General features: G+C 50.9%; 20 protein-coding genes. 11 read left to right on the top strand and 9 right to left on the bottom strand.

From position 1 onward, the window contains the following. Window positions 1-9: 9 nt before the first annotated feature. Window positions 10-231 carry a hypothetical protein gene (locus CSR04_RS01780; protein WP_102794510.1) on the bottom strand — a complete coding sequence of 74 codons (222 nt, stop codon included), beginning with the start codon at window positions 229-231 and terminating at the stop codon, window positions 10-12. A 133-nt stretch (window positions 232-364) separates the two neighbouring features. Here CSR04_RS01780 and CSR04_RS01785 point away from each other — a divergent pair, with 133 nt between their 5' ends. After that, a complete protein-coding gene (locus tag CSR04_RS01785) occupies window positions 365-655 on the top strand; it encodes a YebG family protein (RefSeq protein ID WP_102794511.1) in 291 nt (96 codons plus the stop codon). Between the two features lie 98 nt (window positions 656-753). Here the strand turns inward: CSR04_RS01785 and CSR04_RS01790 are convergent, their stop codons facing one another. Then, window positions 754-1725, bottom strand: a complete 972-nt coding sequence (locus CSR04_RS01790) for a class 1 fructose-bisphosphatase (protein WP_102794512.1) — start codon at window positions 1723-1725, stop codon at window positions 754-756. Between the two features lie 192 nt (window positions 1726-1917). Here CSR04_RS01790 and mpl point away from each other — a divergent pair, with 192 nt between their 5' ends. Together mpl and CSR04_RS01800 are read left to right on the top strand one after the other, a co-directional pair. Next, window positions 1918-3276 (top strand): UDP-N-acetylmuramate:L-alanyl-gamma-D-glutamyl-meso-diaminopimelate ligase, encoded by a 1359-nt coding sequence (gene mpl / locus CSR04_RS01795; protein ID WP_102794853.1) that lies wholly within the window; start codon window positions 1918-1920, stop codon window positions 3274-3276. Beyond that, complete coding sequence (locus CSR04_RS01800; RefSeq protein WP_102794513.1) at window positions 3266-3892, top strand: flavin prenyltransferase UbiX; 627 nt, start codon at window positions 3266-3268, stop codon at window positions 3890-3892. Before mpl ends, CSR04_RS01800 begins: the two co-directional genes overlap by 11 nt. A gap of 4 nt (window positions 3893-3896) precedes the next feature. On the opposite strand, the gene CSR04_RS01805 is transcribed toward CSR04_RS01800, so the two are convergent. The 4 genes from CSR04_RS01805 to CSR04_RS01820 all read right to left on the bottom strand — a co-directional run bounded on the left by CSR04_RS01805 (window position 3897) and on the right by CSR04_RS01820 (window position 7727). Beyond that, complete coding sequence (locus CSR04_RS01805) at window positions 3897-4499, bottom strand: YiiX/YebB-like N1pC/P60 family cysteine hydrolase (protein ID WP_102794514.1); 603 nt, start codon at window positions 4497-4499, stop codon at window positions 3897-3899. A 53-nt stretch (window positions 4500-4552) separates the two neighbouring features. Continuing rightward, a complete protein-coding gene (locus CSR04_RS01810) occupies window positions 4553-5023 on the bottom strand; it encodes a hypothetical protein (protein WP_102794515.1) in 471 nt (156 codons plus the stop codon). After that, window positions 5023-6180: a PepSY-associated TM helix domain-containing protein gene (locus tag CSR04_RS01815; RefSeq protein WP_102794516.1), complete on the bottom strand. Its 1158-nt coding sequence runs from the start codon at window positions 6178-6180 to the stop codon at window positions 5023-5025. The genes CSR04_RS01810 and CSR04_RS01815 overlap by 1 nt, the downstream gene beginning before the upstream one ends. A 95-nt stretch (window positions 6181-6275) precedes the next feature. Then, on the bottom strand, window positions 6276-7727 hold the full coding sequence (locus CSR04_RS01820) for an NAD-dependent succinate-semialdehyde dehydrogenase (protein ID WP_102794517.1): 1452 nt from the start codon (window positions 7725-7727) through the stop codon (window positions 6276-6278). A 210-nt stretch (window positions 7728-7937) separates the two neighbouring features. On the opposite strand from CSR04_RS01820, the gene CSR04_RS01825 reads away from it, so the two are divergent. The 7 genes from CSR04_RS01825 to CSR04_RS01855 all read left to right on the top strand — a co-directional run bounded on the left by CSR04_RS01825 (window position 7938) and on the right by CSR04_RS01855 (window position 16299). Continuing rightward, window positions 7938-8831 (top strand): ribokinase, encoded by an 894-nt coding sequence (locus CSR04_RS01825; protein WP_102794518.1) that lies wholly within the window; start codon window positions 7938-7940, stop codon window positions 8829-8831. A gap of 50 nt (window positions 8832-8881) precedes the next feature. Then, window positions 8882-9826 carry a nucleoside hydrolase gene (locus CSR04_RS01830; protein ID WP_102794519.1) on the top strand — a complete coding sequence of 315 codons (945 nt, stop codon included), beginning with the start codon at window positions 8882-8884 and terminating at the stop codon, window positions 9824-9826. A 29-nt stretch (window positions 9827-9855) separates the two neighbouring features. After that, window positions 9856-10668: an RNA polymerase sigma factor gene (locus tag CSR04_RS01835; RefSeq protein WP_102794520.1), complete on the top strand. Its 813-nt coding sequence runs from the start codon at window positions 9856-9858 to the stop codon at window positions 10666-10668. Continuing rightward, the gene (locus CSR04_RS01840; protein ID WP_102794521.1) at window positions 10668-11294 is read left to right on the top strand and encodes a hypothetical protein; all 627 of its coding nucleotides are present in this window, start codon (window positions 10668-10670) and stop codon (window positions 11292-11294) included. Before CSR04_RS01835 ends, CSR04_RS01840 begins: the two co-directional genes overlap by 1 nt. A 64-nt stretch (window positions 11295-11358) precedes the next feature. Continuing rightward, window positions 11359-12807, top strand: coding sequence for a peroxidase family protein (locus tag CSR04_RS01845; RefSeq protein ID WP_102794522.1), 1449 nt, complete (start codon window positions 11359-11361; stop codon window positions 12805-12807). A 22-nt stretch (window positions 12808-12829) separates the two neighbouring features. After that, window positions 12830-13195, top strand: a complete 366-nt coding sequence (locus CSR04_RS01850) for a hypothetical protein (RefSeq protein ID WP_102794523.1) — start codon at window positions 12830-12832, stop codon at window positions 13193-13195. Beyond that, on the top strand, window positions 13183-16299 hold the full coding sequence (locus CSR04_RS01855) for a CHAT domain-containing tetratricopeptide repeat protein (protein ID WP_172449202.1): 3117 nt from the start codon (window positions 13183-13185) through the stop codon (window positions 16297-16299). The genes CSR04_RS01850 and CSR04_RS01855 overlap by 13 nt, the downstream gene beginning before the upstream one ends. Before the next feature lie 15 nt (window positions 16300-16314). Here the strand turns inward: CSR04_RS01855 and CSR04_RS01860 are convergent, their stop codons facing one another. After that, the gene (locus CSR04_RS01860; RefSeq protein WP_245921284.1) at window positions 16315-17205 is read right to left on the bottom strand and encodes a patatin-like phospholipase family protein; all 891 of its coding nucleotides are present in this window, start codon (window positions 17203-17205) and stop codon (window positions 16315-16317) included. Window positions 17206-17368: 163 nt separating this feature from the next. On the opposite strand from CSR04_RS01860, the gene CSR04_RS01865 reads away from it, so the two are divergent. After that, window positions 17369-18652: an amidohydrolase gene (locus tag CSR04_RS01865; protein ID WP_102794526.1), complete on the top strand. Its 1284-nt coding sequence runs from the start codon at window positions 17369-17371 to the stop codon at window positions 18650-18652. A gap of 19 nt (window positions 18653-18671) precedes the next feature. Here CSR04_RS01865 and CSR04_RS01870 read toward each other — a convergent pair whose 3' ends face one another. After that, window positions 18672-20183 carry a Ppx/GppA phosphatase family protein gene (locus CSR04_RS01870; protein ID WP_102794527.1) on the bottom strand — a complete coding sequence of 504 codons (1512 nt, stop codon included), beginning with the start codon at window positions 20181-20183 and terminating at the stop codon, window positions 18672-18674. Beyond that, window positions 20180-21442 (bottom strand): ATP-dependent RNA helicase RhlB, encoded by a 1263-nt coding sequence (gene rhlB / locus CSR04_RS01875; protein WP_102794528.1) that lies wholly within the window; start codon window positions 21440-21442, stop codon window positions 20180-20182. Before rhlB ends, CSR04_RS01870 begins: the two co-directional genes overlap by 4 nt. Window positions 21443-21483: the final 41 nt, after the last annotated feature.

Raw genomic sequence — 21483 nt, forward strand, 5'->3', positions numbered from 1 at the left:
CGCCAGCGCTTAATGCTTAACAGGCGTCTTTTCAAGCAACTTAACTATCTCCGCTTTTTGATTTAATTCGGCCAGATCAAGCAAGTAACTTTTTTGTAGTTTGTCCAACACCTGATTAGCCAGTAATTGCCTGACCCTGTCCACTTCACCATTGGCAATGGCCATTTGTAATCCTTCCATTCTGGCGATGGCGTTGGATTTTGCATCTTTTACGCAATGGGAATCTGTCATTGTCTCTCCTTTCAAGTTCATTAACACCTACCTCTTGAGCATAGAAGATTTAATCCTAATCACAAAAATAACTGTTCATTTATACAGTATCCGTGTTAATCTTCTGAACAGATTTCCAACAAAGGAGGCTGTGATGGCCATCATCGTACGCTATGTGGTTGAGCACAAAGGGGTAGAGAAGCTGGTGACAACAGATAAAAAAGAGGCGGATCTCTATGACAAGATGCTGGATGTTGCCGACAATCTGGCTGACTATATTCAGGCCAAGGGCATTAAACTGGAAGAGTCTGTAATGGAAGAACTGTCCGTTATGCTGGCGCAAAACAAAGATGCGGTTGGCAAGCTACTTAAAGGAAGTGCCGCAGCCGGTTTACTGGAAGAAGAAAAAGCCGAAGTGGTGAAGTTGGAAAAGAAACAGGCCTGAACCAATAACGACAGGGGCTGGATTTGAACGATATCGATATTTGAAAGATAAACAGCCCTGATACCCGGCCAAGCGGCCGGGTGAATCATTTGCCGCAATTAGTCTTTGTAATAGCTGACACAGGCTTCCACTTCGTCGGCCGAGCCAAGCAATACAGGTACACGCTGATGAATGTCGGTAGGCATCACTTCCAGAATACGACCCCGACCAGTTGACGCGCCGCCACCGGCTTGTTCCATCAGAAATGCCATTGGGTTGGCTTCGTACATCAGGCGCAGTTTACCTGGCTTGTTCGGTTCACGGTTATCCCAGGGGTAAGCGAAAATACCGCCCCGGCACAATACCCGGTGGATGTCCCCTACCATGGCCGCCACCCAGCGCATATTGTAGTTTTTGCCCCTTGGGCCCTGATCACCAGCCAGCAGATCTGCCACATACTCTTGCATGCAAGGTTCCCAGTGACGCTGGTTAGAAGTATTGATAGCAAACTCCTGGGTTTCCTTCGGAACCTGCACATTGTTGCGGGTCAGCAGGAAGCCACCGTGGGTTTTATCCAGGGTATATAAATGTGTACCCCGACCTGTGGTCATGGCCAGCATGGTCGACGGGCCATACAATACGTAACCTGCAGCTACTTGCTGAGTGCCCGGCTGCAGAAAGGCAGATGGATCATCAGGTTCCATCCACTGCGGTGCATGCATCACAGAGAAAATTGTCCCGATCAGGCTGTTGATGTCGGTGTTGGAAGAACCATCCAGCGGATCAAAACTAATCAGATATTTACCGTCAGGATTGCAACCAATAACATGGTCCTCTTCTTCAGAGGAAATAGCTTTGACATAGCCAGATTCACTGAGGATATCCTTAAGAATTTGGTTAGAGATCACATCCAGCTTTTTTTGCCTTTCGCCCTGCACGTTGTCACTCAGGGTAGACCCCAGTACGCCGGCCAGGGCGCCTTGGCTGACCCTGAAGGATATCTCCTTACAGGCCGCCAACAGGGTGCGAATAAGCAGAATAAGTTCTAGGGGACAACCGTCTTCCTGTAACTGTGTGTTGAGTCGTTTCATAAACTTCAGACCTTAGAGAATTTTTATTGATGTAGGGACTGCCCATGGGTCTAAGCCGTAGGGCTTTGTTTTTATTTTTGTTCTTTTATTGTAACCAGTTTGACCACAGATGTCGCCGGGCATGGTCACAGGTATTATTCAAAGTCGAAGTTTCTGATAGGCTTGGCGCAGATTCGAATTGACCTGTTAATTATGCATATACATATTCTCGGCATTTGCGGCACCTTTATGGGCGGTATCGCCGCGCTGACCAAAGCACTCGGCCATCGCGTAACCGGCTCCGATGCCAATGTTTATCCTCCCATGAGCACTCAGCTTGAACAGTTGGGTATTAGTCTTACGCAAGGTTATGACCCTAAGCAATTAGACCCGGCACCCGATCTGGTAGTCATAGGTAATGCCATGAGCCGCGGCAACCCGGCTGTAGAATATGTGCTGGATCGCAATCTGCCCTACACCAGCGGCCCGCAGTGGCTGCTGGAGAATCTGCTCAAAGACCGTTGGGTGCTGGCGGTGTCCGGTACCCATGGTAAAACCACCACAGCCAGTATGCTGGCCTGGATTTTGGAGCATGCCGGGCTTAATCCTGGTTTTCTGATTGGCGGTGTGCCGGAAAACTTTGGTATTTCAGCCCGCCTGGGCGACTCGCCCTTTTTTGTCATTGAGGCCGATGAATACGACAGCGCCTTTTTCGATAAACGCTCTAAGTTTGTGCATTACCGCCCGCGCACCCTGATTATTAATAATCTGGAATTTGATCACGCCGATATCTTTGACAATCTGGCCGCCATTCAGAAGCAATTTCATCATTTACTGCGTATGGTACCGGGTAATGGTCTGGTGATCTCTCCTGCCGTTGATGACAATGTTGAAAATACATTACGGATGGGCTGCTGGACCCCCATACAGCAGACCGGAAAAGAGTGGCAATTAGCCCAGGTTTCGGCCGATGGCAGTAGCTTTGACATTCTGCTGAATGACGTCAAACAGGGCCGCATAGACTGGCAACTGCAGGGCGAACACAATCGCCACAATGCTCTGATGGCTGTGGCTGCGGCGCGTCATGCTGGGGTGCAACCTGCATTGGCCATAGAGGCATTGAACAGCTTTAAAAACGTAAAACGTCGTATGGAAGTCAAAGGCAAGGTAGCGGATATCACCTTATATGATGACTTCGCGCATCACCCCACCGCCATCGCCCTGACCATTGCCGGACTGCGCGCCAAGGTGGGCAACGCCCGCATTCTGGCGGTGCTGGAGCCCCGTTCCAACACCATGAAACAGGGCGTCTTTAAAGACCAACTGGCAAACGCCTGGCAACAGGCAGACAACGCCTTTATATTTGAACCTGAGGGACTTCGCTGGTCCTTACAGCAAAGTTGCCAGGCCAGCACCGTACCCAGTCAGGTGTATCGCGATATGGACGCATTGCAACAAGCCGTCATTCGCGAAGCCAAGCCTGGCGACCACATTCTGGTGATGAGTAACGGCGGTTTTGGCGGCCTGCATCAGAAACTACTCAGTGCATTGGAGAACCAGCATGGCCTTTGACAGACAGATTACCCTGGCCATTACCGGTGCTTCGGGGGCGCCATATGCCTTGCGCCTGCTGGAATTGCTGGTAAGAGCTAATTGCCAGGTGTTTGTACTGATTTCCTCGGCGGCCAAAGTGGTGCTGGCCACCGAAGAGAATCTGCAAATCCCGGCCAAGCCAGATGCAGCAGCCGCCTGGCTGATTGAGCGTTATCAGGCCCAACCTGAGCAAATCAGGGTATTTGGCAAGGATGAATGGTTCTCACCCGTGGCCTCGGGCTCTGCGGCTCCGAAGCAAATGGTGGTATGCCCCTGCTCTACTGGCACTTTGTCTGCTATTGCGGTGGGTGCCAGCGACAATCTGATTGAGCGGGCGGCGGACGTAGTACTTAAAGAAAGAGGGCAACTGCTGCTGGTGCCAAGAGAAATGCCCTTGTCCAGCCTGCATCTGGAAAACATGCTGAAGTTGTCAAATCTTGGCGCCACCATTATGCCGGCCAGCCCGGGCTTTTATCACCAACCGCAATCCATCCAGGATCTGGTGGATTTTGTGGTGGCCCGTATCCTTGACCACCTTGGTATCGACCAGCAATTAATGGCCCGTTGGGGTTATCAGGGAGCCGCCAGCAAGTAGGTAGTTAACGCAGCCGCCCTACTTTTTCCAGTAGTGTGGACTGCGCAATGGCCTGGGGCGAGGTGAAATGATTAGGGTACAGAATATCCAAGTCACGACCCGCTCTGCTATAGATGGCGGAAACAAACTCAGAACAAAAGTAGGCGCTGGCAATATCGTGATCTTGCCAGCCCCGGTATTTGTGCAGCTTGTTCAACACCAGCCTGAAAAAGAAGGGTACCAGTTGCCAGAAGTTGTATTTCTTACCCAGCTGTAACAAAGCGAAATCCAGCATTTTCTTGCGTGCAACAGGGTCCAGAACTTGTTCCGGCCTGAGTCTGAAATAATCAATATTGCCAGCATAGTGACAGAGATTGTCTGAGATCGGGCTGGTCACTACGCCCGGCCCCTTAGCTTCCAGTACCATCAGTCGCTCGCCCCACCAGGCCACAATACCTGCATGTGAATAGTCTGATTTGCAGGCCCAGCGGATTAAACGAGAAAAGGCATTGGTCCCGCCAAATAGCAATATGTCGCCATCCTGCATGGTCTGACGAACCTGGGCATAATCCAGCTTAATATGTTGTACAGATGGCGTTGCTTCTGCCGCTAACACAGCGTCTGACATTGGTAGTCCCTTGCAAAAAAACCGGGAGTTTACCCTATTGCTGACAACCTATGCTATGGCAGAAAAAGCGCTGTCGGCACTGGCCACTGCGCCTGGTACTGATTGCCCTGCCAGTCTTCGATTACCAGCCAGATGCGATCCTCTGCTGCTAACTTTGGCTTGGCGATGGCATGTACATGCTGACCATGGCGGCTGCCATGCAATATACCGGACTCACCTTGCTGCAGTGTGGCTAAAGGTAGCGGGCTTGGCCCAATATTCAGATAAGCCTGGCGAATATCGGCGATATCCCCCTGGTTAAATGTCAGCAGGAAGTCTTTAACAAACTCATCGTGATGTTGATAAGGTGGCTTGTGATCAAAAGGCATAGGGGTCACCAAAAAAGGACCCGCCTGACGACTTTCCAATGCAGGTGGAAATTCCGGGGTCAGGCTCTGATATAGAAACCAGAAAGGGAGCACCAGAATCAGACCACTTAATTTATATTTATTGCGTTGCCAGAAGGTGTTTTTCAGCCTTGCCATCAGACGGTCTCTCCCAACTCTGCCTGTACCACCTGAGCCCTGGACTTACTGGCACCTTTTAAGGTGCGACGTCCCCACATCATAAAGCCGGTAATCGACATGCCACTTAAAACTAAACCAAATACAAACCACAAGATCTTGGTCCATAGCCCGCCAAGGGTACCGTAGTGCAGAGGGTCGGCAATATGGCTGATAACCTGAAGAGTATTCATATCAGCAGGTGAGCGACTGTCAGCCACTTCCCCGGTCCAGGGATTAACGCTGACCTGATAAGCATACTGATCATAGAAAATATGATCACCACCGCCCATCAATTGATACATATCACGATTGTGCTCGGGCAAGCGCAAGTAGGCAGGGGCGAATTGCGGGTACAGCTGCTGGGCCTTGTCCATTGCCTGTTGAAAGTCAACCACTGGTATGGGTGTTGAATCAGTCTGGCTGGGTAACTGAGACGCTGCCACCAGCGGCGCATGGGGCTCAATATCAATATCTGCATGCCAGAATATCGCTTGTACTAAATACCAAAGCCCGGTCAGGCTCATTATCAGTAAAAACCAGATAGACCAGACGCCGGCTAAACGATGCAGGTCAGCCAGCAGAGTGCGCTGGCCCTGATGGGTGCGTATTTTCGGCCGGGTAAAGGCCTGCCAGAAATGCTTGTAAACAATAAGACCGGTAATCAGCGAGCCCAGCATCATCACCGACATCAGGCTCACCAGGTAATAGCCTATGCTGTAACTGCCATGCCAGGGAAATAGCAGCCAGCCATGCAGGGCGCGCATAAAGCCGATAAAGGTCAGCCCTTGTTCCACCGCCTGAATTTCGCCACTGTATTGATTGACGTAGGCAATGGCCTGGGGTTTGTCTGCGTCGGTGAAAACCACCGCATTTACCAGATAGGGTTCAAACACCATCACCGCTCCCACTGCCGCAGTGGGATGCGCCTGCTGTACCGTCTGCACCAGTTCTGCAACAGGTTTAGCCGGTAACTTATGCGGATTATCGGCACGGGCCGCCGGGTTGGTTAACCAGGTTAACTCATGGCTAAGCACCGCGATAGTGCCGCTCAGACAAATAAAACTGAACAGCAGCCATACTGGTAAAGCGAACCAGCCATGCAGTTGGAACCAGAAACGGTTGGAAATTCTCGCCATCTATCCAATGCCAAATCAACAAACACAGGCCCAATGGTAAATGTAACGAGAACTACTATCAACAACACTTATAAAAGCAATAGTTTTTATTGGTTCTAAACGCCACCCATACACAGATATTTAACTTCCAGATAATCATCCAGGCCGTATTTAGAGCCCTCCCGGCCGTTACCGGATTGCTTCACGCCACCAAAAGGCGCTGCAGGGTTGGATATTGCTCCTTCGTTTATGCCGACCATGCCATACTCCAGTCCTTCAGCAACCCGCCAAATACGCCCAATATCCCTGGCATAAAAATAAGCAGCCAGACCAAAGTCGGTATCATTTGCCATTTGCAGCGCCTGTTGTTCGTCTTCGAAGGGGATTAGGGGCGCCACCGGACCAAAAATTTCCTCACGGGCCACCGGCATTTGGTTGCTTACCCCGGTCAACACAGTAGGCTGATACAACCAACCACCACTCTGGTGCAGTTGTCCACCCACTTTTACCTGCGCACCTTGCTGAACCGACTGCTTTATCAGTTCATCGACTTTATCCACCGCTTGCTGGGAAATCAGCGGGCCGATATTGACACCCTCTGCCAAACCATTGCCGGCTCTTAAACCCTCAACGGCTTTCAACAGCTTGTGGCAAAATTCCGTATAGACGCTTTGTTGCACAAAAACCCGATTTGCACAGACACAGGTTTGCCCGGCATTGCGAAACTTCGACACCAGTAAGCCTTGCACAGCAGCATCCAGATCGGCATCGTCAAATACCAGAAAAGGCGCGTTGCCACCCAGCTCCATAGACACCCGTTTAACGGTGCTGGCACATTGTGCTATCAATAATTTGCCAATGGCTGTCGAGCCGGTAAAGCTGAACTTACGCACCAGCGGATGTTCCGTCAGTACCTTGCCTATCGCCTTGGCGTCTTTGCCTGGCACCACATTAAATACCCCGGCAGGAATGCCTGCGCGCTGAGCCAATTCGGCCATTGCCAGGGCAGACAAGGGCGTTTCTGAAGCGGGCTTAACCACAAAGGTGCAACCCGCAGCCAGGGCGGCGGCAGCTTTACGGGCAATCATAGCATTGGGGAAATTCCATGGGGTGATAGCGGCCACCACGCCAACAGGTTGCTTGATGATCAGCAGACGCTTATCTGCGCCCGGGGCGGGTATGGTGTCACCGTAAACGCGCTTGGCTTCCTCGGCAAACCATTCCACATATTGCGCACCGTAGGCAATTTCGCCTTTTGCTTCTGTCAGGGGCTTGCCTTGTTCCAGGGTCAGCAAGCGGGCCAAATCGTCCTGATGCTGCATCATCAGTTCAAACCACTTTCGCAGCAACTGACTGCGTTCCATGGCGGCCTTCTTTGACCAGGCAGAAAAGGCTTCAGCCGCACTCTGCACTGCCAGTTCAGCGTCTTCAGGGCCCAAATCCGCCACTTTGAGCAGTTCCTGCCCATCAGCCGGATTAGACACCACAAACTGCTTGTCACCAATGTGCCAATGGCCATTAATAAAACCGGCTGATTTGATCAGGCCGCTGTCGATTATTCCCAGCATCTGACTCTCCTGTTAAGACTGTATTCAACACCATAGCCGTTTAATCATCGCATTCAATAGCAAAGGTCTAAACTTTAGGTAAGGGGTTTCTTATCTGCTATCGGCGACTGCACATTGTCCACGCAATCGCACCATTTAGGTGCCGATAGTCGTTGGTATTGCCACTTTTCGCTGGTAGATTGTGGTTTCTAAGTAATACGGGCAATTTACATGAGAATCTACAACCTGGGGTCCATCAACTGGGATCACTGCTACAGAGTTGAACACTTCGTTCGTCCAGGCGAAACCCTGATGTCCAGCGCTTATGCACTGCACCTTGGCGGCAAGGGCGCAAATCAATCGGTGGCCGCTGCCAAAGCCGGTGGCCAGGTCATTCACATCGGTTGTGTTGCCAGCGCCGATTCAGCGCTCAGCAAGCTGCAGGAATTGGGTGTAGAGACCGGCGGTATCTACCAACAGGATCAGCACGCCACAGGTCACGCACTTATTCAGATTGATGACGAGGGCGAAAACGCCATAATTTTGCATGCGGGCGCGAATCGGGCATTACAACAGGATTGGATAGCCAGCCAGTTGCAGTCAGCCGAAAAGCAGGATTGGTTGCTAATGCAAAATGAAACCAACTTGCTGCATGAAAGCGCCACATTGGCCAGGCAAAAGGGTATGCAGGTCGCATTTAACCCGGCGCCAATGGACCGGGATTTAACCCTTAATCTGTTGGATAAACTGGATCTATTAATTGTTAACCAGATTGAAGCTCAGGACTTAACTGGTGCGTCGGATCTGGATACAGCAATTGAAAGAATGCAGCAGCAAGCGCCAGATCTGGCATTGCTTATCACTCTGGGAGCAAAGGGCGCCTGTTATTGTCAGGGCAACCAGCGCCATAGCGTAAATGCGTTTAAGGTGGATGCAGTCGACACAACGGCTGCTGGAGATACCTTTATCGGCTATTTCCTGGCTAGTCTTACTGCCGGACTCGCGGTACCAGATGCGCTGCCCAGAGCCAGTGCTGCTGCCGCACTGGCGGTAACTCGTGCTGGCGCCATCCCCTCTATACCCAGTCGTCAGGAAGTCGATGATTTCCTGGCCAGACAACCATAATAATGCTTTGCGATGCTCAGGCTTCGCAGATTTAAAAGTAAGGAATGACAATGAGCAGAAAAATTATCATCGACACGGATCCTGGGGTAGATGACGCCCTGGCTATCGTGATGGCGGCCAACTCTCCAGAATTAAATGTATTGGGTCTGACCACGGTATTCGGCAATGTCTCAGTAGAGCAGGCCACCACCAACGCACTGATACTGTCAGAGTTTGCCAGCTATGACATACCGGTTTACAAAGGCGAAGCCGTGCCAGTCACCCGAACTCCTGCCCCTTATGCTGACTTTGTGCATGGTGATGATGGATTTGGCAATATCAACTGGCCTGAATCAGATAAACAAGCACAGACCCAACATGCCGTCGACTTTATCATTGAGCAGGTACGTAAGTATCCGGGTGAAGTGACATTGGTGCCGCTCGGTCCCCTGACTAATATCGCCCGTGTTCTGGAAAAAGCACCGGATGTGGCCGCCCTTGTCAAAGAGGTGGTGCTAATGGGCGGTGCAGCCCGCCATTGTGGCAACGTATCCCCCGTTGCCGAAGCCAATATTATGGGCGACCCCCATGCGGCAGATAAGGTTTTCACTGCAAATTGGCCAGTGGTCATGATTGGTCTGGATGTCACCAGCCAGGTACTGCTTAAACATGACGATATGCAAAAAATCGCTCAGCTCAATCCCAAGCAGGGAGAATTCCTGCGTCAGGCATGCGACTTCTACATTGACTTCTATCAGCAAACGCTGGGTATTGCAGGTTGTATGGTACATGACCCATCCACCATCGCTTATATTCTTGATCCTTCGCTGTTCGAAGTGGAACAAGGACGAATTCGTGTAGTGACGGACGGTCTGGCAATAGGTCAAACCACGTTTGCACCAGATGACAGGAAATTCCCCTACCCGGGCTGGGATAATCTGCCACAACAGAAAGTATGTATGAAAGTACGAGCGCAGGCCCTGCTGGATTTGGTGACTGGTCGTCTGAGTGCCTGAGCGCTCAGCTTAGCTGACAGAGGTATATTATGAGTCCGCCGTCAGGGTCGTATAACACCTCAGACCCTTGTGATTTTGCCAGTTTGCTGGAACGTATTGCCGACGGCGACAGAGCGGCTGAACAAGAACTGGTGCATAGATTCTGGCGGGGGTTGCAATTTATATTGCATCGCCAGACTCAGGATCCTGAACTGGTGGCGGATATTTGTCAGGACACCTTTGTTATTGTGCTGGAAAAAGCCAGGCGCGCAGAGATAGACAATCCCCTTGGCCTGGCAGCCTTTATCCATCAGGTTGGGCGCAATCTGCTTAGCGGATATTTTCGTAAAGAGAAGCGCCGCGCAACAGATTCGGCCGACTGGCTATTCACCGTGCCTGACCCTGGCATGGAGGTGTATCAACAGGTTTATGCCGATAAAGTTGTTGGCTGGGTATCTGCAATGATGGACAGTCTGCCGACTGAACGTGATCGGGATATTTTACGCAGCTACTTTTTACATCAGCAAAGTAAGGCGGACATCTGTGCCCGCCTATCATTAGAAGCCGATCATTTTGATCGTATCCTGTCGCGGGCCAGACAAAGACTAAAGCAAGTCATACTGCATAAATTGCAGGACCCGGATAACAAGGTACCCAGTGGGGAAATTCCCGGCCTGTTGATATTGGCGTTGGCCATCAACACACCACACCTTGCCCAGCTACCCGATTTATTTTCAAACAAAGTGGGAGGAAATGCCGTCAGCCAACACCTTTTGACTGACACCTCTGCAAGCCGCTTCAAAACTGGCATGGATGTTTCGGAGGATATTACAGACTCATCAGACAATGGAAGGACAGCATAATGGACATGGAATCCTTGCAAGTGCAGCAAGAAACGGCCTTGCGTTATTTAAGAGGCGAGCTATCAGAGCAGGAAAGCCAGGCATTTGAAATCTGGCTATTGGATAAACCCGATGTGGTGGAACAACTGGCGTTGGATCAAATGATGATTCAGGCACTGCCTGCTCAAGGACGGCGTGCTAAGCCTTTCATAAGCCTGGGTAAGTTGTTTTCTACACCAATCAGGGCCAGTCTTGTTACCCTGGCCTGCTGTTTGCTGGTTGGTGTTCTGAGCTGGCATGCCATGACGCCAACTCAATTTGCCGATGTTAATATTTTTTACCTGGAGCAAACCCGCAGTCAGAGCACGGCAGCCAACCATATACAAATACATGCAGGTCAGAGCCTGCTGGTATTGTCTGTTCAGCCGGTTAGCCCAGATAGTGCTTATCAGGTCGAGTTAAAGGCAATGGCGACCCAAAGCACCGTTGCCCAATTTGAACATCTGGCCCCCCAACCTGATAGCGGTGAACTGACGTTATCTGTTCCCGTATCAAGACTGAAGGCCGGTGAATATAAGCTACTGTTAACGCCCGATGCGCATCAGCAACCACAGGTGTTTGACCTTATCCTGTCCAGAGTGGAATAAGCTCTGCTGCGAAATGCAAATTTAGCGCGCGTTGGGGGTTGGCAGAAATTTAAAGGAGACAATCTTGGCTCTTTCCCATGGACAACCACTCAACGGCCAGTTTTATTCACTATTTAACTTGCCTGCTACCCGCTATCAGAAGGCAGTGCTTATTGCATTAGGTGAAGCCATGAAACAGGCTTCGCCTTCAGGACGACAGCAAAAAGTAGCGGCTGGCTATGTCTACTTCGGCCAGTTTGTCGACCATGATATTACCCGGCTCAAACGTGGCAGCGAACCTGCGGGTGATGCGCAACTCCCGATTGATCAACTGATTCAGGTGCGCACCCCGGCAATGGACCTGGATTCAATATATGGACTGGGTTTTGCAGACCCCACAATCCCCTTGAATAAGGATACCGGAGAGCTATTGCTGGGCCATGCCATAGCAGACGATGGCCGACTGCTGGCTGGTGCAGATCTACCCAGAGTCAGCGCGGACAAACGCCCTCTGATTGGCGACGACCGCAATGATGAGAATCTGATTGTCGCACAGATGCACCTTAAGTTTATTAAGTTACATAACCGCTTTGTTCAGCATTACCGTCAACTGGAGCCTCGCAGCACACCCAGGCATTGGTACGACAACGCCAGGCAGTCCATGGTGCGATGTTATCAGGAGGCCGTCATTTATGATTTTATGCCGACCTTGATGGATGCCAGGGTGCTGCACCATCTGCTGCTGGACAAACAACCCGGGCTACTTAATCCCATTGCTGCAGAAGAACCCCGTATCCCTTTAGAGTTCTCTGCTGCGGCTTATAGGTTTGGCCACTCCATGGTCAGATTCCGCTACACATTAAACTCTGGCAAAGCAGCAACATTACAAGAAATGTTTCAGATGACCGGCAAGGGCGGCATGCTGGGCAGTCCCTACCTTCCTGCAAGCTACTTGATTGACTGGGACTTGTTCTTCCCACCCGCAGATCAAACTTTACCGCGGTTTTTCAATTTTGCTCTGGCCATAGATCCGTCTGTCGATGTGCGTCTGTCAGAAACCCAGGACCTGCACGTTAACCTGGCCGTACTCAATTTGCTCAGAGGTAATGAATTAGGGTTGCCGGATGGCCAGTCATTGGTACGGCATCTGTTCAAACAGCATGCACAACTGGCCGAACGTATCGGCCTTCGCGAACTAACCGACCTGGAGTTAAACCCCGCCATACTGCGTGATGAAAATGGTCAGAAGCTGGGGATAATGGATGCGGTGGCCAGAACATTTCCGGCTCACGGCCTGACACACAAAACCCCGCTTTGGTATTACCTGCTGGCAGAGGCCGACAGTGTTGGTCAGGGGGTACGCATGGGACCGTTAGGCAGTTTAATCATCGCTGAAGTGTTGTTATCCCTTTGCCTGCAAAGCCATCCCTCCGTTTTACTGGAAACGGAAAGAGAAACATTCACTTGGTTGACCCGTAGCGGGCAATTTCTGGATAAAGCCGTTTATAAGATTGCCGACCTACTCAGACAATAAGGCCTTTCAAAAGGAGAAAACTATGTCCCTCGAACAAAAGCTCAACATGTTTTGTGGCCAGTTTCACGCCCTGGGTGATCTTCCTGACACCACAGACCCCGCCAAAGAACCTTATTACCCTGCCGCGGGTACGCAAATTACCCTGAATAAAGTCAAGCGTTTTGGCCGCTGGGTGATTCAGATGGAGTCCAGTGACCCTTCTATCAATAGCGCCCTGTCCACCGCCAGCTTTTTCTTAATCGGCGAGCGACTGGTATCAACGCCGATTGAAATCCAACCGGGACTCTCCATGACAGAGGTTGTAGAATGGAATGCTACCGCGGATAAAATGAATCATTACTTGTTATGGTCCGATGGCGAACTCGGCAATTGGAAGTGCACCCCCTGAAAAATGGATGGTGGCAGGGCGGCTTGTTCGCTCTGCTGCTTGTATCACTGACATTAGATGCGCAAGGTTGTCCGGACTATTTAGGCCATCGCCCGTTATTGTCTCAGCAGCACATTAGCAGTCACTCACAACAGCCAACACTTTTGCAGTGGCAGCAATTGGACCTGGATATCACCCTGCATATCCAGACTCAGGCGCAAGACCTGACCCTGGATCAACCCGGTGGCCGCAGCAGCACTGAGTATTTTTTTCTTCCCCCCGCCAGCCCCGCAATTCAAGCCTGCATCTATGCCAGTTTTGCGCATAGTGGCAAAGGTGACTGGCGCTTCAGTCAGGTCATACTGCCACCAGGCAATGATCTGGCTGGCAAACTGTTATCGCAGGCAGGACAGCTTTGGGCCGAAGAGCACACCGCCGCCAGAATACAAGCTTTAGCACTGTATGAGCGCGTTGCGGCGATGCACCAGGATGCGCCGGTACTTGCAAATTCAGCTGATCACCTATTGCTTCTTGCCTATGCACACCGTCATCAATTGGACAAAGCAACCGCCAGGCTACAACACGCTCCCTTAGTGGAACTCCCTGAATTACTGCATAAAATGGCTGAACTTAGAGCTCGCATAGCGCTGGCCAAAGGGGATCTCATACAAGCAGGACAATGGACAGATAAAGCCATTGCCGCAGCCGATAAGTTACAAAGGCGCAACGAAAAAGCAGAACTATTCACTCTGAAAGGCTTAATAGCTCTGCTAGCAGGCCAGCTTACTGAGGGTCAATCATATCTTAGCAACGCACAACAACTGGCTCCAGACGACTTCAAAATTCTGTCTTATGTACACAGTAATCTGAGCTTTGCTGAACTGCAAAAATCCGTGGGAAAGCCCCAGTCAGACAGAAACAAGGCCATGGCTAAGGCGTTACAGTTCGAATTGCAGGCGGCGGATTATGCCCGTCAGGCAGGCTTTTACCGCAACCTGGCCAATATCGAGAATAACATCGGCTCAATCCACGAACGTCATCGCGGTCTGCGTAGCGCCCTAGTTTACTATACCCGGGCCTTGTCCAGAATTGAGCATAGGGATGAACCAGAACTTAAAGCGCTGCTGTTAAGAAACCTGGGCACGGTTAGTTTGTACCTGGGAGATTATTTAAAAGCGCGGCAATTTTTATATGCGGCGTTGTCCATCATCGACAAAGCAGAACCTGTTGAAGCGGCATTACTGCATTGCAGAATCGGGCAATTGCACGAAGCGCAGAATATGCCGGATGATGCTACCAATGCTTATCAAGATTGCCTGACCATGGCATTGGCGCTAAGTGATGCCAATCTCGAAGCGACAGCAAGGTTAGGGCTGATCACCACGGATGCTGTCAAGCAATTACATCAGATACAGGCACTGGCGAACAAGCTAAGCAATGCCGACCTGTCGACCAGGCTCAAAATGGCAGTGGCCAAGCAGCAAGCGGCAAACAATGATTGGCAATCCGCCACTGAGACTCTCGCACAAGCACAACACGATGCCGCCATCAGCCGGGATGCGACGCTGGAAATAGAGGTGCAGCACTTATCCAGCCAGATTCTGGCCGAACAGGGGCATTCAGAGGCAGCCATTGCAGCAGGGAATATGGCCATAAACGGGGTTGAACAATTACATCAACATCTGGAAGCGCAACGATACGGCCCGGCCTGGAGTCATAAGACCAACAGCATCTATAACCTGCAGGCGCAGTTATTACTTAAGCAGCACAAAACAGCCGATGAAAAAGCTCCTGCACTGTTCAACTTAATTGAGCGATTTAAAGCCGTCAGCTTACGTCAGCACTTGCAAAAAACGCCGACAGGTTACCCAAGTAGCAACGCTGATATGAATCAGGCCAGCGAACTTGCCGGATACAGTGCTGCTCAAAACAGCCAGGCCATGCCACTGGACTTCTACTTATTGGAAACCCTGCATAGTGGGCAAGTTTTGGGAGAATCACCTCAACAACCTCCCGAGTTGCTGGATATGACGCAAGTCCAGGCTAAACTTTCCCCCCGCCAGGCAATATTGTATTACCTGGTATTGCCTCAACGCTTAGTCATACTCACCCTCACCAAGACCAGCCTGCACATGCAGCAGCAGGCATTGTCTGAGCATCAACTAAATACCCTGATTGCCCAGGCCCGCAGCCAAATGGTGGAATTTAAGCAAATACACAGTAGTGCGATGACCGCATTAGCGTCGCTGATACCTGACGAGTTGGCAGACCAACAAGACATTACTGAGCTGATGCTGGTGCCACATGCTAATTTGCATATCTTACCTTTTGCTGCACTGCCGCTAAAGAATGGGACCAGACTGGGAGAGCGATTCGCCTTAACACGAATTCCTTCTGCCAATACGATTCTGCAGGCCAGACCCGTGCGACATGACAACGGCGAAATGGCATTCTTCGCCGATCCGCTGTTCTCCTCAGCAAGCACTGCAGCGCCAGAACAAGCCGTGTTTCGGAACTGGAGTGAGAGAGTCAGCCCGTTGCACTACACTGCAACAGAAGCCCGGGATATTGCCCGGCTTTTCACCAATCAGAAGGCAACCTTATATGTGGGTGCCGAAGCAAACCGTCGTAACCTTTTTAGTGCCCAGGTACGCAACGCAAGAGTTCTGCATATTGCCACCCATGGCTATTTCAATCCCGTCAATCCCGACAATATGGGCTTTCAGTTAGCAGCATTGGATCAGTCAGGAATACCAATTGAAGGTTTTGTTACGCTACCTGAATTATTCAGCTATCCGTTTAGTAATGAATTGGTAGTCATCAATGGCTGTGATACGGCAATGGGTAAAGCCCAAACTGGGGAAGGTATGGTTGGACTGGTACATGGCTTTATGGCTCAGGGCACCAAACACGTTGTTTCAACCCTGTGGCCGGTGGCAGACAAGGCGTCCGCCTTGTTTATGCAGGCATTTTATCAGAGCCTGCTTACGCAGGGCTCACTGCCCGAAGCATTAAAAGATGCCCGCAGTCACCTTCGTCGCCATCCCAGATATCGTAGCCCTTATTACTGGGCGCCTTATGTATTGCATTCCACTGTCCCTGATGTACAGATGCGATTTGAATAGGGCGTGTTAACCCAATCACGCCATTCTTCGCTCATCTTTATTCCATTGACGCAAAAAGCGCTGTCCCTCTCTTCGGCCAATCAGATAATCCAGTTTAAGGGCCTGCGGCGGAGAACCCAGCACTAAACTACGCAACTCTTGCGGTGGCGCTATTTGCCATACCTGCACGCCATCCGGTGGCTGATTGATAAAAGCTAACGCATCAGCATACTGACGCTGATAATGTAAATACATTTCCATCATTCTCGGCGAATGACGCACCTTCTTCAGCAAGGGTTTGAGCCTTTCCAGTAAAGGTACCTGCCCTGAGTAGTCGGCCGCTACCGTGCGAATCACCACAATACGTTTGGCTCCCTGAGCATGAGCCCAGCGTACCGGCAGCGGGTCTGCCACTCCGCCATCTACCAATTGCCTTCCTTCCAGCCAAACACCGGGCCGATACAGAAATGGAATGGCACTGGAGGCTTTCAGATGATGAAAAAGATTACTGTTATTGGTTGGCAGATAGACCGGCTGAAAGTCGGCAGCATCGGTGGCAACAGCATAGAAACCCGATTCCCCATTCAGATGACTCACATCGGTTGGAAAACGCATCTCGCCCTGTTCCTGCACCTGACGAAAATACCAGTCAAGATCAATAACATTGCCGCCCATAAAAAACTTGGCCGGTCGAAAAAAATCCTGCTTAGTGGTCAAGTGCTGTATGGCCTGACTGGCATATTGCCTAGCCCTGGCACTGAATGCGGCCAGATTCTGCGCGCCGGCAGAGACGCCAATTTTAAGATCAAAAGGCCAGAATTGTTGTTCTAAAAATGCATCCAGTACACCAGCTGTAAAGATACCTTTCTGCCCCCCACCTTCAGCCACCAAGGCAAAAGCAGGGCCGACCTCAGTGTTACTTTGCAATGCTAATCCTTGGTTTTTCTCTTCCATAGTCTTAATGGTTAGGGACAAAAGTGACAGATTCAAGACAACATAAGCATTTTGCGCAAAAAGATTGATTAGAGCGCATTGACCGCCATATGAGCCAGACTCTAAAGTGATGGGCTATAACAACAGGAGAACAATAATGAAAACCGCCTTATCCGCAATTGCCCTGATTTGTCTTAGCAGCGCCGCAGTTGCCGACCAGGTCAGTCAACAAGCCACACAACTGGAGCCTCAGGTTATCGAATGGCGCCGTCACTTTCATCAGCATCCAGAGCTGTCTAACCGTGAGTTTGAAACGGCCAAGTATATCGAAAACTACCTTAAGGGACTGGGTCTGCAGGTACAAAGCGGCGTAGCTCATACCGGCGTGGTGGCCATTCTGGATTCGGGGAAGCCTGGGCCAGTGGTGGCATTGCGGGCCGATATGGACGGTTTACCGGTAAAAGAACAAAACGAGCTTCCGTTTCGCTCACAAGCAATAGGCGAATATAACGGTGAAAAAGTTCCGGTAATGCATGCCTGTGGTCATGACACTCATATGGCCATGTTAATGGGCGCAGCTAAAATCCTCACCGACATGAAGTCGCAGCTCAGCGGCAAAGTAAAGTTTGTGTTCCAGCCCGCTGAAGAAGGCGCACCTGTCGGAGAAAAAGGCGGTGCAGAACTCATGGTGGCAGAAGGAGTAATGAAAGGTGTGGATGTCGTATTCGGCCTGCATATAAGCTCTGACACTGATGTAGGCACGGTAGAATATCGCCACGGCGGCATCATGGCCGCTGTGGATCCTTATAAAATCGTGGTCAAGGGCAAACAGGCGCATGGGGCATATCCTTGGTTAAGCGTTGACCCTGTGGTGACCAGCGCACAGATCGTGATGGGGCTGCAGACTATCGTCAGTCGCGAGCTACCTCTTACCCAGGATGCGGCAGTGATCACCGTGGGTTCTATTCACGGTGGTAACCGTTCCAATATCATCCCCAATCAGGTCGAGCTGGTTGGGACCATCCGTACTCTGGATGATGCTATGCGTGAGGACTTGCATGCCGCGGTGCACCGCAAGGCCAAAGGCATTGCCGATAGCATGCGGGCCGAAGCAGAAGTCATTTTACCTTATGGCGACAGTTATCCAGTAACGTACAACGACCCAACGCTGATGGACAAAATGCTGCCAACTCTGCATCGTACTGCTGGTCAGGGAAAAGTTCAGGAAGTGAAAGCCGTGACCGGGGCCGAGGACTTCTCATTTTTCCAAAAAGAAGTCCCCGGACTGTATCTGTTTGTTGGTGGAAAGTCGGTGGATTTACCCAAGCACCAGGCTCCTGCCCATCACACACCTGAATTCAGAATTGACGAAGCCGGCATGAAACTGGGTGTGGAATTGCTCACTAACCTGACGCTGGACTATATGCAGCAACGTCAGTAACTGCAGACCACCGGGTCGGTTAGTGAATTTGCAGTTCCCAACCGGCCCGATGCTGCAACCATTTCTCATTGGCAAGCTCTGCATCCAGTAAAGGATGTGATTTCAGCCAATTTGCCGGAAATGTCAGTGTCAGGATGTCAGTAGCCAGACTGGTTTTTATCTGCGGTAACAAGTTATCTTTTCTGCGAATAGACAGCACATGTGCAATACGCAGCACACGGCACAGAAGCTTAAGAAGCTGTGCCACTTCCTGCTGGAACTGAGCGAAGCTCTGAGGATTAATATCCTGACGATGGCTGCCAACCAGTTCGCTAATGCACTCCTGCTGAATCTTGGTAAAGCCAGACATACTTAAATGCGACAGGATGTACTTACCGTGGCAGTGACTGTGTTTGAAATCAATGTGCAGACCTATCTCGTGAAGCCTGGCTGCCGCCAGCAGTATACCTTCGGCATCCAGCTGACAGGCTATTGCGTCCTGCGGCAATTGTCGGTACAGGGATAAGGCCGTTTCCGCCACCCTGTGTGCCTGCGCTTCTTCTATCTGGAAACGTTGGGTCAGCGAGTCCAGCGTGCGCTGACGAACATCATGGTGGTGAATGTTTTCCAGCATGCCGTAGAGCAGACCTTCCCGCAGTGCCCCGCCCGATATTTGCATCTGTTCAATACCTAACAGCTCGAAAAGCACAGTGAGGATACTCAGCCCACTGGCAAATACCGGTTTTCTGGCCTCGGACAGGCCATGAATATGCAAGTCACCCAGACTACCGCAGGCAACACATTGCTGCATCAGGTCCTTGAGATAACTTAAACGTATAGTGTCATTGATACCCTGTGCAACCAGAATTTCGGTGATGGCTTGCGGTGTACCCGACGCGCCCAGACACTGACGCCATTGATGGCAGGTGAAATCCCCGGCAACCCCGCAAAGCAAGTCTCTGGCGGCCTGCTGGGCTAAATCAAAGTTGGCCTGGGTTAACTGACCATTGGCAAAGTAACGTTCCATAAAGGTCACGCAGCCCATGTCCAGACTCACCAGTTTCTTCGGTGTAAAGTCTTTGCCCAGAATAATCTCGGTACTGGCGCCACCAATATCAATCACCAGGCTGTTGCCCTGATTAGCCGAAGTGTAAGCAACGCCAAGATAAATTTGCCGGGCTTCTTCTTCACCACTAATCACATCGATGGGGTGGCCGAGAATTTGTTCGGCTTTGTGCAGGAACTTTGCGGCGTTACGAGCCAAACGCAGCGTGGCAGTAGCAACCACCCGAATGTTGGCGGCGGGAATATCCTGAAGGCGTTCAGCAAAGGTTTCCAGGCAGCGCCAGCCTCGCTCCATGCTCAGTTCATCGAGCTGCATTTGCGGATCCAACCCAGCGGCAAGGCGAACTTTCTGCTTCACTTTACCGACGATATGGATGCAACCATGCACCACCCGGACGACCACCAGATGGAAGCTGTTAGAACCCAGATCCACCGCAGCATAATATTGCTGCGGCTCGGGCATGGCCAGCATGGACTCTCTGCTCATCGGTTTCTTGGACTTCTGCTCCTGGGCTTACCTTTACTGAGATTCTTACCACTTTGCATACGTTTTCTGTATTGCTGGCGCGGGGCTTTAACGTCGTCCAGTAACGCGCTGTGGTCATAGTCAGTCACCACAATAGTATGACGAATATATTCCTCAATAGCGGGCAGATTCAACGCATATTTTTCACAGGCAAAACTGATGGCATGGCCACTCTTACCCGCCCGGCCGGTACGACCAATTCGGTGCACATAGTCTTCGGCATCGTCGGGCAGATCGTAATTGAACACATGCGTGACCTTTTCAATGTGCAGGCCCCGGGCCGCCACATCTGTAGCGACTAATACGTCCAATTGGCCCTTGCTGAATCCGTCCAGAATACGCAGACGTTTATGTTGCGGAACATCGCCGCTAAGCAGTCCCACACGGTGGCCGTCGGCCTGCAGCCAATCAAAGATGTTTTCACAGCTGTGCTTGGTATTGGCGAATACAATGGCTTTTTCGGGCCATTCTTCTTCCAGCAGAGTTAACAACAACAGCATCTTGTCATCGTTGGAAGGATAAAACAGCTCCTCCCTCACCCGACTGGCAGTCATTTGTTCCGGCTCTACCTGCACATGCACAGGACTGTTCATATGTTCATATGCCAGTTCCTGCACGCGCATGGACAGCGTGGCAGAAAACAACATGCTCAAGCGCTCAGACGGCGCCGGCATACGTCGGAACAGATAGCGAATGTCCTTGATAAAACCAAGGTCAAACATACGGTCGGCTTCATCCAGCACGGCCACCTGAATATGCGCCAGACTGAAAATGCCTTGTTTGTAATAATCAATGATTCGCCCGGTGGTACCAATAATGATATCCACCCCTTTTTCCAGGCTTTCACGTTGACTCTGGTAACCTTCACCCCCATATATCAAACCCAGGCTGATGCCGGTGTGCTTACTGAGCAGCTCCGCATCCTTATGGATCTGCACCGCCAGTTCCCTGGTTGGAGCCATAATAATGGCTCTTGGCTGGGCTTTTTCCTGTTGGGGGTGAGTCAGTAGATGATGGAAAGTCGCGGTCAGAAAGGCGATGGTTTTACCCGTACCTGTCTGTGCCTGGCCCGCCACATCACGCCCCTCCAATAATGGAGGCAGGCTTAATGCCTGAATCGGTGTACAATGTTGAAAGTTGGCCGCTGACAATGCCTTAATAACATCAGCATGCATCGGCAGGTCAGAAAAATGTGTTTCAGTTAGATGAGTTGTTTGCATAGCTTATAGCTTATCAGTGCTTGCATTAAAAAACAGTTTCT

The organism is Bowmanella denitrificans, from assembly GCF_002887595.1.
Classification (GTDB): Bacteria; Pseudomonadota; Gammaproteobacteria; order Enterobacterales; family Alteromonadaceae; genus Bowmanella; species Bowmanella denitrificans.

Excerpts from the sequence above, each read along its gene's own strand:
- CSR04_RS01820 (WP_102794517.1), bottom strand. The coding sequence starts at position 7,727 with ATGCTGGGAATAATCGACAGCGGCCTGATCAAATCAGCCGGTTTTATT.
- CSR04_RS01800 (WP_102794513.1), top strand. The coding sequence starts at position 3,266 with ATGGCCTTTGACAGACAGATTACCCTGGCCATTACCGGTGCTTCGGGG.
- CSR04_RS01830 (WP_102794519.1), top strand. The coding sequence starts at position 8,882 with ATGAGCAGAAAAATTATCATCGACACGGATCCTGGGGTAGATGACGCC.
- CSR04_RS01850 (WP_102794523.1), top strand. The coding sequence starts at position 12,830 with ATGTCCCTCGAACAAAAGCTCAACATGTTTTGTGGCCAGTTTCACGCC.
- CSR04_RS01810 (WP_102794515.1), bottom strand. The coding sequence starts at position 5,023 with ATGGCAAGGCTGAAAAACACCTTCTGGCAACGCAATAAATATAAATTA.
- CSR04_RS01790 (WP_102794512.1), bottom strand. The coding sequence starts at position 1,725 with ATGAAACGACTCAACACACAGTTACAGGAAGACGGTTGTCCCCTAGAA.
- CSR04_RS01805 (WP_102794514.1), bottom strand. The coding sequence starts at position 4,499 with ATGTCAGACGCTGTGTTAGCGGCAGAAGCAACGCCATCTGTACAACAT.
- CSR04_RS01835 (WP_102794520.1), top strand. The coding sequence starts at position 9,856 with ATGAGTCCGCCGTCAGGGTCGTATAACACCTCAGACCCTTGTGATTTT.
- CSR04_RS01840 (WP_102794521.1), top strand. The coding sequence starts at position 10,668 with ATGGACATGGAATCCTTGCAAGTGCAGCAAGAAACGGCCTTGCGTTAT.
- CSR04_RS01815 (WP_102794516.1), bottom strand. The coding sequence starts at position 6,180 with ATGGCGAGAATTTCCAACCGTTTCTGGTTCCAACTGCATGGCTGGTTC.
- CSR04_RS01780 (WP_102794510.1), bottom strand. The coding sequence starts at position 231 with ATGACAGATTCCCATTGCGTAAAAGATGCAAAATCCAACGCCATCGCC.
- mpl (WP_102794853.1), top strand. The coding sequence starts at position 1,918 with ATGCATATACATATTCTCGGCATTTGCGGCACCTTTATGGGCGGTATC.
- CSR04_RS01865 (WP_102794526.1), top strand. The coding sequence starts at position 17,369 with ATGAAAACCGCCTTATCCGCAATTGCCCTGATTTGTCTTAGCAGCGCC.
- CSR04_RS01870 (WP_102794527.1), bottom strand. The coding sequence starts at position 20,183 with ATGAGCAGAGAGTCCATGCTGGCCATGCCCGAGCCGCAGCAATATTAT.
- rhlB (WP_102794528.1), bottom strand. The coding sequence starts at position 21,442 with ATGCAAACAACTCATCTAACTGAAACACATTTTTCTGACCTGCCGATG.
- CSR04_RS01825 (WP_102794518.1), top strand. The coding sequence starts at position 7,938 with ATGAGAATCTACAACCTGGGGTCCATCAACTGGGATCACTGCTACAGA.
- CSR04_RS01785 (WP_102794511.1), top strand. The coding sequence starts at position 365 with ATGGCCATCATCGTACGCTATGTGGTTGAGCACAAAGGGGTAGAGAAG.